Origin of the sequence: Paenibacillus sp. FSL H7-0350 (genome assembly GCF_038593195.1) — a bacterium.
Taxonomy (GTDB): Bacteria; Bacillota; Bacilli; order Paenibacillales; family Paenibacillaceae; genus Paenibacillus_AQ.
The window spans coordinates 4,179,178-4,192,131 of the sequence record NZ_CP151972.1 but is presented as its reverse complement, the minus strand read 5'-3'; the positions used below and the strand labels follow the sequence as shown (position 1 = coordinate 4,192,131).

Annotated in this window: 13 protein-coding genes; 11 read left to right on the top strand and 2 right to left on the bottom strand. The window is 53.5% G+C overall.

The window, feature by feature from the left end; all coding sequences use genetic code 11:
- The first annotated feature begins 44 nt into the window (after nt 1-44).
- Nucleotides 45-1,568 carry a malate:quinone oxidoreductase gene (locus NYE24_RS19130; protein WP_036691554.1) on the top strand — a complete coding sequence of 508 codons (1,524 nt, stop codon included), beginning with the start codon at nt 45-47 and terminating at the stop codon, nt 1,566-1,568.
- Nucleotides 1,569-1,692: 124 nt separating this feature from the next.
- Here NYE24_RS19130 and NYE24_RS19125 read toward each other — a convergent pair whose 3' ends face one another.
- The gene (locus NYE24_RS19125) at nt 1,693-2,841 is read right to left on the bottom strand and encodes an MFS transporter (RefSeq protein WP_342476421.1); all 1,149 of its coding nucleotides are present in this window, start codon (nt 2,839-2,841) and stop codon (nt 1,693-1,695) included.
- 136 nt (nt 2,842-2,977) lie between these two features.
- Between NYE24_RS19125 and NYE24_RS19120 the strand changes: the two genes are divergently transcribed.
- The 8 genes from NYE24_RS19120 (at nt 2,978) to NYE24_RS19085 (ending at nt 9,885) form a co-directional block, all read left to right on the top strand.
- On the top strand, nt 2,978-3,868 hold the full coding sequence (locus NYE24_RS19120; protein ID WP_342476420.1) for a LysR family transcriptional regulator: 891 nt from the start codon (nt 2,978-2,980) through the stop codon (nt 3,866-3,868).
- Between the two features lie 64 nt (nt 3,869-3,932).
- On the top strand, nt 3,933-4,718 hold the full coding sequence (locus NYE24_RS19115; RefSeq protein ID WP_342476419.1) for a MerR family transcriptional regulator: 786 nt from the start codon (nt 3,933-3,935) through the stop codon (nt 4,716-4,718).
- Nucleotides 4,715-5,422, top strand: a complete 708-nt coding sequence (locus NYE24_RS19110) for a GNAT family N-acetyltransferase (RefSeq protein WP_342476418.1) — start codon at nt 4,715-4,717, stop codon at nt 5,420-5,422. The genes NYE24_RS19115 and NYE24_RS19110 overlap by 4 nt, the downstream gene beginning before the upstream one ends.
- Entirely contained in the window at nt 5,367-6,386 is a 1,020-nt protein-coding gene (locus NYE24_RS19105; protein ID WP_342476417.1) for an alpha/beta fold hydrolase, read from the top strand. Before NYE24_RS19110 ends, NYE24_RS19105 begins: the two co-directional genes overlap by 56 nt.
- Before the next feature lie 115 nt (nt 6,387-6,501).
- Nucleotides 6,502-7,194, top strand: a complete 693-nt coding sequence (locus NYE24_RS19100; RefSeq protein ID WP_342476416.1) for a response regulator transcription factor — start codon at nt 6,502-6,504, stop codon at nt 7,192-7,194.
- A gap of 85 nt (nt 7,195-7,279) precedes the next feature.
- Nucleotides 7,280-8,203: an ATP-binding cassette domain-containing protein gene (locus NYE24_RS19095; RefSeq protein WP_076156294.1), complete on the top strand. Its 924-nt coding sequence runs from the start codon at nt 7,280-7,282 to the stop codon at nt 8,201-8,203.
- A complete protein-coding gene (locus NYE24_RS19090; RefSeq protein ID WP_342476415.1) occupies nt 8,196-8,957 on the top strand; it encodes an ABC transporter permease in 762 nt (253 codons plus the stop codon). The genes NYE24_RS19095 and NYE24_RS19090 overlap by 8 nt, the downstream gene beginning before the upstream one ends.
- A gap of 19 nt (nt 8,958-8,976) precedes the next feature.
- A complete protein-coding gene (locus tag NYE24_RS19085; RefSeq protein WP_342476414.1) occupies nt 8,977-9,885 on the top strand; it encodes a histidine kinase dimerization/phospho-acceptor domain-containing protein in 909 nt (302 codons plus the stop codon).
- A 75-nt stretch (nt 9,886-9,960) separates the two neighbouring features.
- Here the strand turns inward: NYE24_RS19085 and NYE24_RS19080 are convergent, their stop codons facing one another.
- Nucleotides 9,961-10,872 (bottom strand): YafY family protein, encoded by a 912-nt coding sequence (locus NYE24_RS19080; protein WP_342476413.1) that lies wholly within the window; start codon nt 10,870-10,872, stop codon nt 9,961-9,963.
- A 99-nt stretch (nt 10,873-10,971) separates the two neighbouring features.
- On the opposite strand from NYE24_RS19080, the gene NYE24_RS19075 reads away from it, so the two are divergent.
- On the top strand, nt 10,972-11,493 hold the full coding sequence (locus NYE24_RS19075) for a VOC family protein (protein ID WP_342476412.1): 522 nt from the start codon (nt 10,972-10,974) through the stop codon (nt 11,491-11,493).
- Between the two features lie 172 nt (nt 11,494-11,665).
- Nucleotides 11,666-12,922, top strand: coding sequence for an acyltransferase (locus NYE24_RS19070; protein ID WP_342476411.1), 1,257 nt, complete (start codon nt 11,666-11,668; stop codon nt 12,920-12,922).
- Nucleotides 12,923-12,954: the final 32 nt, after the last annotated feature.

Genomic DNA, 12,954 nt, shown 5'->3' with positions numbered 1-12,954 from the left:
CCTGCATCCTTCCTGCAAATCGTAGGGTAGAAGGACGGTATAATATGAGCAACCAACAAACAAAAACAGACGTTATTTTAATTGGTGCTGGAATCATGAGTGCAACACTTGGTTCACTGTTAAAGGAATTAGTACCGGATTGGCAAATAACCGTGTTTGAGCGGCGTGCGGGTGCGGGGGAGGAGAGCTCAGGAGAATGGAACAATGCGGGAACGGGGCATTCTTCACTCTGCGAGCTTAACTATACTACAGAGCAGCCGGACGGATCGATCGACATCAGCAAGGCGATTAAGGTGAACGAGGAATTTCAGTTCTCCAAGCAATTCTGGTCCTATCTGGTGAGCCAGAAACGAATACACAATCCGCAGGATTTCATTGTACCTGTGCCGCATATGAGCTTTGTGGAAGGACAGAAGGACGTTGCATTTTTACAAAAGCGATTTGAAGCGCTTTCAAATAGTCCGCTGTTTCAAGGCATGGAATTCTCCGATGATCCAAGGCGGCTGATGGAATGGATTCCGCTGATGATGAAGAACCGGAAGCTGGACCAGCCGATAGCGGCCACCAAAATTGACTCGGGAACGGATGTGAACTTCGGCGCCCTGACCCGTATGCTGTTCAACCACTTACAGAGCAGTAACACCGATATTAGGTACAATCATCAGGTGGATGATCTGAAGCGCGCGCAGGACGGCTCCTGGGAGCTGAAGGTGAAGAATCTCGCTAGCGGCGTAACAGAGCGTCATAACGCCAAGTTCGTCTTCATCGGCGGAGGGGGAGGAAGCCTGCATCTGCTGCAGAAATCCGGCATCCCGGAAGGCAAAAAGATTGGCGGATTCCCGGTAAGCGGACTGTTCATGGTCTGCAAGAAGCCGGAGATTGTAGCCCAGCACCATGCCAAGGTATATGGTAAGGCTGCTGTGGGTGCGCCTCCGATGTCTGTTCCGCATCTGGATACCCGGGTGATCGATAAGCAGGAATCCCTGTTCTTCGGGCCGTTTGCCGGGTTCTCGCCCAAGTTCCTGAAATACGGCTCCATGTTCGATTTGATTACCTCGGTCAAGCCGAATAATCTGACGACGATGCTTGCAGCAGGAGCGAAGAACCTGTCATTGACCAAATATCTGATCGGGCAGGTCATGCTGTCCAAAGAACAGCGCATGGAAGCGCTGCGGGAGTTCATCCCGGATGCGAACAGTGAGGATTGGGAGCTGGTGGTGGCGGGCCAGCGGGTACAGATTATTAAGGATACAGCAGCCGGCAAAGGCATGCTGCAATTCGGAACGGAAGTCATCAGCAGCGCGGACGGCTCAATCGCTGCATTGCTGGGAGCCTCGCCAGGAGCGTCAACGGCTGTCTCTGTCATGCTGGAGGTAATCACCAAGTGCTTCCCGCAGCAGATCAAGGCCTGGGAGCCGAAGATCAAGCAGATGATTCCTGCCTACGGCATGTCCCTGTCTGCTAACCCGAAGCTATTGAACGACATTCATGCTTCCGCAGCGCACACGCTGGGCCTGACGAATGGAACAGACGGGCATGAGCCGCCAGCCGCGGTCAACCATCTGTAGCAATAGAGAGCGTGCAGCTGACCATCAGCCTGCCAGCTCTTATATACATGCAAAGAGGCCATCCCTGGGGATAGCCTCTTTGTCTTGCTGTGTTCCTCTCCCTGGTTGAGTACTTCAAGTGCGATCAAGCCTTATGGGTCTTGAACAGCCGGAAGGCCAGAATCAGAGCTGCGGCTACAGCGGCGAGGCCCGCCCAGTTCAGGTGGAGCACAGAGGTACGGCTGATCACATAGCCGCCTAAGCCCGATCCCAGCGCGAATCCGAACTGGATGAAGGAAGTATTTACGCTCAGGGCCATATCCGGGTTCCGGGGAACTAGGGTGACCAGCAGGAGCTGCTGCGCAGGAGAGATACTCCAGGTCCCCAGCATGAAGAGCATCAGGATCAGGAGGAGGACGATCATATGAACGCCCGTTAGTGAGAACAGGAGGAGCGTGGTTGCCTGTAACAGAAGTCCTGTCATTATGGTGAACTTCGATCCCTTGGAATCAGCCAATTGCCCGCCTAACTTGGAGCCCATGAAGCTGCATACCCCCGCGAGGAAGAGCACCCCGCTGATTTCGGTGATGGACAGGGAGGATGCGGCCTGAAGGTAAGGGGTAATATAAGTGAAGAGTGTAGCGTAACCCCCTACATACAATAAGCTGATCGCCAGAGCGGTAACAATTCTGGAATCCTTAAGCACAGACAGCTGCATCTTTAGGGTGACGGCTTCTTTTTCTTTTATGGCAGGGACCTTGGCAGAGATGATGAACAGCGGAACAAGGCTTAGCCCCCCGACGATGATGAACAGAGCCCTCCACCCAAAGTATTCGCTGAAAAAGGTACCGGCCGGAACGCCCAGAACCAGCGAGCTGCTGAGTCCCATCAGAATAATGCCAATCGCATTGCCTCTCCGCTCCTTCTCCACCAGTCTGGTGGCTACGGCCATAGCGACCACGGTTGCGATTCCCCCGCTTGCCCCTTGAATAATCCGTATTCCCAGCATAGCTTCATAAGGCAACTTCAGCAGCATCAGCCCGTTGCTGGCAATGAACACGCCGAGGGCGGTCAGCAGCAGCTTTTTGCGGTCCATACCCAGGGTCAGTGCAATGAGCACCGGTGCAATAATCGCTGCGGACAGCGCAAATACGGTCACCAGCAGCCCCACTTCGGAGGTGGATACGCCAAGATCTGAGGCAATCATCTCAATCACACCGGTAATAATGTATTCAATCGTCCCGATCAGAAAAACGGCAAGTGCCAGAATATATATCGTAAATCTGTTATTCAATTTCTCCCACTCCTTGTACATTCATAACGGAATCGGCCGCCGTTCTTGTCATCACTCTACGATGCTGCTAAGGTTAAGTCAAAGAAACGTTTCTGAATGGAACGTTCATTTTTTTTGAACGAAGGAGTGACATCGAATGGAATTGCGCCAACTTAAAACCTTCTATACGCTGGCTTCCACGCTTAATTTCGCCCGCGCCGCCGAAGCGCAGAACTATGTTCCCTCAACGGTTACGATGCAAATGAAGGCCCTGGAGGAAGAATTGGGGGTGAAGCTGGTGGACCGGCTCGGCAAAAATGTGACGTTAACGGATACCGGAAAAACGTTCCTGCGTTATGCAGACAACATCCTGTGTATGGTGGAGGAGGCACAGCACGCCCTCAAGCAGCCCGGTGAGCTGACAGGCACCATCGTAATCAGCGCAGATGAGACGTTATGCACCTACCGGCTTCCCGCCGTGCTGCAACGCTTCCGGCAGCTCCACCCCGGGGTCCGGCTGATCTTCCTGCCGCTCGTGAGTCCAAGCCTCAGGCAGAGTCTGCGGGACGGGGATGTCGATGTGATCTTCATGCTGGATGAGATGAAGGGCGAGAGCGGATTTTGCGGAGAAAAAATAAGGGAGGAACGCTTCTGCCTCCTGGCTGCCCCCGATCATCCGCTGGCATCGCGTCCGGCGCTGGCTATCCAGGATTTTCACGGCGAGACCTTCCTGTTAACGGAGCAGGGATGCTCCTACCGCAGCTTCTTCGAGCGCAGCCTGTCGCAGAAGGGAATGGCGGGCATTACGGAATTGGAGTTCCACAGCGCAGAGGCGATTAAACAATGTGCGAAGCTGGGGATGGGCATCGCCATCCTGCCTGAAATGGCCGTAAGCGAAGAATTGAAGCGGGGGGAGCTGATCTCCCTGCCGTGGGATTTGACCGCAGTATCCTTTGCCACCCAAATGTTCTGGCATGAGGAGAAGTGGCTCTCCCCGGCAATTGAGGCTTTTATCCGTCTGGCCCGGGATCTCGAATCCTCTCCTTGACCTTAGGTCAGACCTAGGGTGTATCGTAGAGATATTCCAAGCTGCAGCCCGGGGAGTGATTAGGATGAGAAATGAAATAACGATTAGTGAACTGGCCAAGCTGATGAATGTGTCGGTCCACCAGATCCGGTATTTTGAAGAGAAGGGTGTTCTGCAACCTGCTTATACCGGTGAGAATCAGTACAGAATGTACAGTATGGATCAAGTGTATCAGCTCGCGCATATCCTGCTGCTCCGCAAGCTTGAAGTGCCTGTTCAGTCGATTAACGAATGTATGAGCTATAGTCCGGAGCAGCATCGCGGGCTGCTGGAGCACTCTCTCGAAGGGATTGAACAAGAGCTGGTGCGTCTTCAGGAGCTACGGCAGTTCATCCGCAAGATGCTGGAGGAACAGCAGAGCTACAGCTCCTCGCCTGAGATCTTTCAGATCGTGAAGTATAAGTCTGCAAGTCTTGTGCAGGTGATGAAGCTGGATTCACACAGGAAGCTTAGTGCAGCGCTGCTTGCGGAGCAGGCGGCAGGGATACCAGATCTGTTCGAATCGGATATTTATTATGTGCTGGAGGAGTCAGGTGAGCTGACCTTGTGTCTGGAGCAGCCGGAGGCGGGCGGGGTGATTGTGCCGGAAGGGGAGTATCTGACTCTGCAATGTGTAGCCCGCGAGGAGGAGTTGGAGCAGTGGATCAGTCAATTACTAGAGCATGCTGCTGCACAAGCGATTCCTCTCGCGGGCCCGCTGGTAGTCATTGAACGCTCTTATCTCTCCCTGTTCGTTCCGGGCAAGCTGCATTATGAGCTGAGGGCCTGTATCGGCCCGGCTATATCTGCGGAAGGGAGCGGTTCCGTATGAGAACAGCGTCCACAGGTACAGCGCCAATAACTATTGAGGTCATGGAAGCTAAGTATAATCGTGCGGTCGGGCAGCTGCTTGCTCAAGCTTTTCAGGGGAAATTCCAGCACCGGATCAGGCTGAAGGAGGCAGAGCTGGCAGAATGCTTCGAAATGCTGCTTCAGTATGACCCTGCTAATCCCTATACACACAGGATGGTTGCTGTGCAGCAGGGCGAGGTAATTGGCAGCATAGCGATTAAGTGTACACCTGAAGCGGACCATACGGGGAACAAGCAGTCGTCTCCGCTACCGGGAACCTCACAGCTATTAGGCAAACGGGGCATAATCAGGATGCTGATCGGCCTCTATGTACTAGACCATACGCCAGCAGCAGGCGAGTGTTACATTACCGACCTTGCGGTCCAACCGGATCACCAGAATAAGGGGGTGGGCAGGCTGCTTATAGAATGGGCGCAGAAGCTTGTAGATAGGGAACCGGGACTGAATCGCCTCAGCTTGCATGTATCAGCCGGTAATCCGCATGTCCGTCAGCTATACGGGAAGTGGTCCTTCCATACGGAGGCCCGGGAGACACGTTATACCCTATATTTATTGTTCAATGAATTGCGCTGGGAATACATGGTTCAGAAGAGAGGCGGATACAGAAATGAAGACAACGAAGAAGCTATGGATCTCTCTGCTAACTATAGTGCTGCTCCTTAGCGGTGCGGGGATATACATTGTGCAGCAGAACCGTTTTGCGATGGTGGAGCAGGCCATCCAGATTGCGTCGCCTGAGGGCGAGCTGACGGGTACGCTGGTGTTGCCCAAGGGGTCTTCCGTATCTTCCGGCAAGCTGGGACTGGTCCTCTTCATTCATGGGGACGGGCCGATTAATGCCTCGCATGATGACGGGTATAAGCCGCTATGGGAGCGGTTAGCCGGTCTGGGGTATGCCTCCCTGTCTCTTGATAAAAGAGGGATTGGCGGTTCCGCAGGCAATTGGCTGGATCAGAGTATAGATGACCGGGTAGAGGAAGCCCGCGAGGCTATCGCATGGGCCCGGAAGCAGCCGAATATCGACCCGGACCGGATCGGGGTGTGGGGCGCCAGTCAGGCAGGCTGGGTGATTCCCAAGCTGGCCGGGAAGGAGCCGCTCGCCTTCAGCATTCTGGTCTCCCCGGCCATTAACTGGCTGCGCCAGGGTGCCTATCATACCCGGCAGCAGATGCTGCAGGAAGGAAAAACGGAGACGGAAATTGCAGCCGAAAAGGCGTCTAACAACGAAGTTCGGCAGCTTTTGGCGCAGAGGGCGAGCTATGAAGACTATCTGGCTGCGGTGAAGGAAGATGACCCGATGACGAAGGAGCGGTGGACGTTTGTCAGCAAGAATTACCTGTCGGATGCCGAGCAGGATCTTAAGCAGTTCCGCTCTCCGGTACTGTTGCTGCTGGGCCAGCAGGATATTCATGTCGACTGGCAGGAGACGGAGCAGGTGTACCGCAAGATGATCCAGCCTGAACTGCTGACCGTAGCGGTCTTCCCGGACGCAGAGCATTCGATGCTGAGCAAAAAGACAGCGGACTCCAGCTTAAGGGCGCTCATGGTCAGCCTCTTTGCTCCGCGCCAAATCACAGTTCCGGGCTATATGAATCAGATTGAGGATTTCCTGAAGGAGCTGGATTAATGCTCTTCGTCCACCATCTGGCGCTGGAACTTGCGGCAGCAATGGTCTATCATATAGGCTAAAGTATACAAATTATAGGATGTGCTGCGGAAGATGAATGACATGAGGAGATCCGATGGACAAGCCAATATCTATTCTAGTTGCTGAAGACGACAGTGACATTAGCCGGCTGCTGTGCAGCATTATTACAAAAAGCGGATATTTGCCCCAGCCCGCCTTCTCCGGTACAGAGGCCCTACTCTATCTGGAGCAGCGGCAATGGAGCATGGTTCTGCTTGATCTGATGCTGCCGGGAATGACGGGAGAGGAGCTGCTGAATTGGATTCGCGTGCGGGGGAGTATGCCTGTCCTTATTATCTCGGCGAAGGGAGAGCAGCAGACCAAGGTGTCGGCACTGCGCGGAGGTGCAGATGATTTTATTACGAAGCCTTTTGATATTGAAGAGGTATCGGCACGGATTGACTCCCATTTGCGCCGGTTCATGCAGATTATACCCTCAGCTTCAGCCCGCATCCTCCAGTATAACGGTCTTGTGCTGGATTGCGATTCCAAAGTGGTAACAGCAGAGGGAGCGGAGGTAGCTCTGACTGCCCGGGAGTATGAAATTCTCCAGTTGCTGTTATCGGAACCCAGAAAGGTATTCACTAAGGCCAATCTGTACGAGAGCGTATGGGGGGAGCCCTATTATGGTGACGATAATACGGTTAACGTCCATGTGAGCAATCTGCGGGGCAAGCTGGCGAAGACTGCGCCCGGCAGTGATTATATCGAGACCGTATGGGGAATGGGCTACCGGCTGAAGTCTTAAGATATTCTTAAGGGTTGGCTTTAGCCCTTTTTAAGTTTTGATTTCTATACTTGGTCTATCACATGTGAAGGAGGCCAAGGCAGCAATGAGTGAATATGTGTTGCAAACGAATCAGTTGACCAAAAGATTCAAAGGCAGTGTTGCGCTGGATAAAGTGAATATCTCTATCCGCAAGGGCGCGATCTATGGCTTTATTGGACAGAATGGAGCCGGCAAATCGACGCTGATGCGTATTGTCACCGGACTTGCTTTTCCATCGGAAGGGACGATTGAATTATTTGGCACCGGTACGGAACGGGAGCTAACCGAGGCCCGTAAACGGATGGGACTGATTATTGAAGGTCCCTCGTTGTTCCCGCAGATGACGGCCCGTGAGAATCTGGAGGTGAACCGTCTTCTTCGGGGCATTCCCGGCCAGGACTCCATCCGCAGAATGCTGGAACTGGTTGGACTGCAGGACACAGGGCGGAAGAAGGTGAAGAATTTCTCGCTAGGTATGAAGCAGAGGCTGGGCCTTGCCGTTGCCATGCTAAACGACCCGGAATTTCTGATCCTGGATGAGCCCACCAATGGGCTTGACCCGATGAGCGTTATCGAAATGCGCGAATTGCTTAAGCGGCTCAATCATGAACGGGGGTTAACGATTCTGATCTCCAGCCATGTTCTAAGCGAGTTGCATTTGCTCGCCAGCCATTACGGCATTATCCATCAAGGCAAGCTGCTGGAGCAGCTTACCGCGCGGGAATTGAACGATAAATGCCAGCAGTATGTCCATATTAAAGCGGATCATCCGGACAGAGCAGCCATGGTGATTCAGAACGAGCTGGGCACAACCGACTTCGAGGTCATGCCGGATGGGGTCATCAAGCTGTACGGGTACCGGGAACAACCCGGCAAGGTGTCCACGGCCCTATTCTCCGCAGGTCTTACCATCGAGCAGTTTATGTCCATGGGGGCAGATCTGGAGAGTTATTTCATGAAGCGGATCGGGGGTGCAGGGCATGTATAACCTGATCAGAGCGGAGCTGTTCAAGCTGCGCAAGGACCGGTCGTTCCTAGTATTGCTGCTCATCATTGCCCTGCTTTCCCTGGCCTATCCCCTGCTCTACTATATCGATAATAAGACCAGCGGCAAGCCGCAGTTCACCGGTGCCGAATTTCTGATTAAATTCGTGGCCAGCAATGGTTATGTTATTAAATTCAGCGTGGCTGCGTTGGCCGGATTCTTCATTGCCAGCGAATATACGACAGGTGTCATGAAGTCGGCCGCTTCGTCGGGCAACGACAGAGGGAAGCTCTACACAGCCAAGCTGATTGGATTCTCAGCGGGAGCTATGGTGATTTCTCTGATATTTCCCCTGCTCAGCTTGGCCGAAGTATCAATGATTTCAGGCTTCGGCCAGTTGCCGGAGGGAGTGGATGCTCTCTTCATCCCCCGGGCCCTCGGATTCACGTTGTTGTACACGGCTGCCTACGCAGCAATCGGGGCTTTATTCACAGCGGTGTTCGCCGAGAGCGGCAAGACCATCAGCTTCCTGATGATCTTCTTCCTGGCTATTAATATGATATTGGGATACTTGGCGGAGTATATCCCGGTTCTAGCTGCGGTGTACGATTACTCGGTCTTCAAGCTGCTGGGTGAAATCGGCAAGACTCATATGGATGGCAGCGATCTGCCGGCTCTCCTGCTGGCACCGCTGCTGACGATAGTTGTATCCGGGCTGCTAGGCGTTCTCATATTCCGCAAGAAGGAAATTAAGTAAGAGAAGGGGGCGGAGAGTCTTGTTCATCGTAACGCTCATATCGGTTACAGCGGCGGCTCTCCTGCTGGCTCATCTTCTAGTGCTGAGGCGGGAGCTGGTGAGGATGACTAGGCAGCTTCGCCGCTATAACGAACGAGCCACTGGTAAAAAGCTGGAGGTCACGCTATTTGACAAGCACCTCGAAGCGCTAGCAGGCCAGATTAACCTCCAATCCGATCTGATTGTTGAAGCGGAGGCTAACCGCAGGCAGACAGAGAATGAGCTGCGTCAGGCAATTGCCAACATCTCTCATGATATCCGTACGCCGCTAACCTCCATCTTTGGCTATATTCAATTGCTGGAAGTAGAGCCGATAACGCCTGATGAGAAGCGCGAATATCTGAGCGTTGTCAAAAACCGGACAAAGCGGCTTCAGGCCCTGTTGAACGATTTTTTTGAGTTGTCCTTAATCGAATCTGCGGATTATCAGCTTAAAACCGAGCGGATTGTAATGACGGTTCTGCTATCGGACACACTGGTCGGTTTCTACGATTCGTTTAATGAGCGGGGACTGATGCCGGACATCTGGCTCCCCAAGGAACCGGTAGCAGTCTATGCTGACGAATCGGCCGTGCGGAGGGTCGTTGAGAACCTGCTTATCAATACGTTGAAGCACGCTACCGGCCCGGTGTTCATCTGTTTCGAGCAGCGGGAGACGACAGCAGAGCTGCGGATTGTGAACGAAGCGAAGGACCTATCCGACATGGATGTGAGGCTACTGTTCGACCGCTTCTATACGGTGGACCGTACCCGGTCAGGGCAAGGCTCAGGATTGGGACTGTCCATTGCCAAAAGCCTCATGAACAAGATGAACGGTACTTTGACCGCGGAGCTGCACGGAGATAACTTAAATATGGTCTGTCGCTGGCCGCTGTGGTCACCGGTCTAAGCGCATCCTCATTACCATTGAACCGTACGGGGGAAAGCTAGCCTCGTGACAGCCGGCCTCTCCGTATAGTGACTTTTATGCATACCGGCTCATCATTTCAAGCAGGTACTTACGGAATTCTTCACGGTAATCCTTCGGCTCCATAATCTCCAGATGGGTGCCGAAGCCGGCCAGGAATTGATATCCGATCGGGTGCTGCGGAATATAGAACGTAGCCAGCAGTTGTTCCGCGTTATAGGCTTCGATGCTCTTGCGGCCGTACCGTTCAATGAATTGATCCTTGATGCCCGGCGAGATCAGTGCCTTCACTTCGGTTAACTGCGGCGGAACTTCAGCCTCCCGTGCCTGATTCAGCATTTCGGCTCTGGGGCTGAAGGTCTGTTCCTTCCGCTTCAGCTGCTCCATCCGGGAGAGCTTGAACATCCGCGCCCCCATCCGCTCCAGACAGAAGCCCTTCAGATACCAGCTTGATTCACTGAAATGAAGCTGATAAGGCTCCACGGTCCGTTTTGTGGGAGTACCTGTTCTATCAGTATAGTCAAAAGAGAGCAGCCAGCCCCCGGCGATGGCCTCCTGACAGAGCTTCATGGCTCCGGCAAGCTCCGCGCGTCCCTCCCAATCATAGAAGGACAGCTGAACCGACCCCTTAGAAATGAGCGGGCTAACCATTGCTTCTATTTTCCGAATCGTCATAGCTACATCCTCACTGATCAGAATTTGCCCCAGCCCGCCGAGTGCAGCCAGTATATTCTCCAGGTCGGAGCTGCTTAGCAGCCGCTTGTCCATCTTGTATTCTTCCATAATGCCGTAGCCGCCCTGTACGCCGGGAGTGGCGTATATAGGAATGTGCGCCAGGCTGAGCGCTTCCATATCGCGGAGAATCGTCCGTTTGGACACGCCGAATAATTGTGCGAATTCAGTGCTGGGCACAATGTCTTTTTTGAGCAGAATCATGATGATGGTAATCAACCGCTCCACCTTGTCCATCCGGTTCCCTCTTTCTTGAGTGAAGTGTGAAACGGTGACATATAGCCGTCACCTATCGTGTATTATACTACATTTATCTTATGAGGGAGGTTATGCTCTATGTCAGCTATTGCTTATCTTAATTTCGATGGTGTTGCCGGGCAAGCGATTGAATTCTATGCGGAGGCCTTGCAGGCCACAACCGTGAAAAAGGTCCAATTCGGAGATATTCCCCAGGACCCGAACTACCCCCTGCCGGCCAATGAGTTGGCGTTGATTATGGAGTCTTCTATAGCATTCGAGGGCGGGACAATTATGATGTCTGACCTGCTGCCCTCTATGCAAGCAGTAACGGGAGCGCTGGTGAAGGGGAATGCCATGCTGATCAGCCTGGTGATGGAGGACAAGCAGAAGCTTGAGGAGTACTTTAAGGGCCTGTCTGCGGGCGGACATGTCATCATGCCTTTATCCGCTACACCATGGTCTTCGTGCTTCGGAATGCTGGTGGATCAGTATGGCGTGGGGTGGAAATTCAACAGCGATGCCGTGCAATTCCTTGATCATGTGCTGCCAGCCGGGGCAATCTCTGAAATATTTTGGCAGAATGCGGGAGAGCGGAAGGATTTAACCATCATGTATTGAAAGATAGGAGTACCTGATATCGGCGTATATCGGTTAGGCGAATAGGAGTGGTGAATTTACAGCTTCGGTGCTTCAGTCCTCGATTATCCTGCTTGCGTCCGGCAGCTATGGTGGTTGTGTTGCTGGCGGCCATCCGTTCAGGAATCACTCATGAAAAGAGGAAGTTGAGCTGATGTCAAACCTTCGTCTGGGCAGTACCCGTTTATCTGGAGCGGATGGTGTTCGTGCAATCGCTTGCTTATCTGTTATTCTGCATCACTTGTCGCAAAAGCTGATCATGCCCGCACAAAAACCCTGGCTCCAGGATCTGCAATCCGTGCTGCTTCTGGGGAACAGCGGGGTCAGCTTGTTTTTTCTGCTAAGCGGCTTCCTGCTGTCGTTCCCCTTCTGGAGTGCGTATCTGAATAATGGTCCGTATCCGAGCCTGCGGACGTACACCCTGCGCCGTGCCGCTAGAATTATGCCCGGTTTCTATGTGTCACTGCTGGTGTGTCTGCTCCTGACCTGGAGGCTGGACATTCCTATGGAGTTCCTGGGGCGGCGGATTGCAGCGGCCTTCACCTTCACATCGGGCTTTCACTACACCACGTTCTTCCCCTCCGACTTGAACGGGCCGCTCTGGTCGATCAGCTTCGAGGTATTCTGCTACCTGCTGATGCCACTCTTCATGGCGGTGTTATTCATGCTTGGCAAGCGGCATTCCTTCGGTAAGGCGATCCTGTTCTGGGTCGCCGTATTTGGGTTGGTGCTTGCTGCCAATGCCCTCATTCATCATTGGTTTACTCCAAGCGAGCAGGGCCGGGGCTGGGACTATGGCCAGGTAGGCGGCGCGAAATTCTGGATGCCGCGATACAATCCAGTCGGCTTCTTCGGCCACTTCACCATTGGGATTCTGGCGGCGGGGATAACGAACGCCTTGCTGCAGCGCCGCCCCAGAGTGGAACGGCTCAGCAAGCTCGGCGTGTTCGATGCCGCCGCAGTACTTGCTCTGTGTCTTGCCGGTCTCCTGATCTGGCGGATGCGCCATGCAGGCGAATTCGACTTCAGTCTCCAGCAGCAGCCGTATATGTTCCCGGTCTATGCCATATTGTTCGGAATCGTGCTGTTCTCGGCACCCTTCAGCCGGTACGCCGGGCGTGTGCTGGATAACCGCTTTTTCCGGTATACGGCCAAAGTGTCCTTCGGCCTCTACATATGGCACTATCTGTTCATTACCTTAATCGAGAAGTACGGCATTCAGGATTTCCATTATTCCGGGGTCAGGGATGTGTGGCGCTGGCTGGGCATCAGCCTCACCGTTGTTGCCATCTCGTATCTGGCCGCGACGCTCTCCTTTTATGTTATCGAGCAGCCGTTCATTAACTGGTCTAAGGGCAAGCCGTTCTTCCGGCGTAAGCCGAAGGAGATGCCTGCGGAGGCGGCAGCCTAATCTTCACCCGACCGTTGACTTTGTGAAATCTC

What these genes read in the sequence shown, in the direction of transcription:
- NYE24_RS19120 (WP_342476420.1), top strand. Translation starts at nt 2,978, where the DNA reads ATGGAATTGCGCCAACTTAAAACCTTCTATACGCTGGCTTCCACGCTT.
- NYE24_RS19090 (WP_342476415.1), top strand. Translation starts at nt 8,196, where the DNA reads ATGTATAACCTGATCAGAGCGGAGCTGTTCAAGCTGCGCAAGGACCGG.
- NYE24_RS19075 (WP_342476412.1), top strand. Translation starts at nt 10,972, where the DNA reads ATGTCAGCTATTGCTTATCTTAATTTCGATGGTGTTGCCGGGCAAGCG.
- NYE24_RS19110 (WP_342476418.1), top strand. Translation starts at nt 4,715, where the DNA reads ATGAGAACAGCGTCCACAGGTACAGCGCCAATAACTATTGAGGTCATG.
- NYE24_RS19100 (WP_342476416.1), top strand. Translation starts at nt 6,502, where the DNA reads ATGGACAAGCCAATATCTATTCTAGTTGCTGAAGACGACAGTGACATT.
- NYE24_RS19115 (WP_342476419.1), top strand. Translation starts at nt 3,933, where the DNA reads ATGAGAAATGAAATAACGATTAGTGAACTGGCCAAGCTGATGAATGTG.
- NYE24_RS19130 (WP_036691554.1), top strand. Translation starts at nt 45, where the DNA reads ATGAGCAACCAACAAACAAAAACAGACGTTATTTTAATTGGTGCTGGA.
- NYE24_RS19080 (WP_342476413.1), bottom strand. Translation starts at nt 10,872, where the DNA reads ATGGACAAGGTGGAGCGGTTGATTACCATCATCATGATTCTGCTCAAA.
- NYE24_RS19105 (WP_342476417.1), top strand. Translation starts at nt 5,367, where the DNA reads ATGAAGACAACGAAGAAGCTATGGATCTCTCTGCTAACTATAGTGCTG.
- NYE24_RS19095 (WP_076156294.1), top strand. Translation starts at nt 7,280, where the DNA reads ATGAGTGAATATGTGTTGCAAACGAATCAGTTGACCAAAAGATTCAAA.
- NYE24_RS19070 (WP_342476411.1), top strand. Translation starts at nt 11,666, where the DNA reads ATGTCAAACCTTCGTCTGGGCAGTACCCGTTTATCTGGAGCGGATGGT.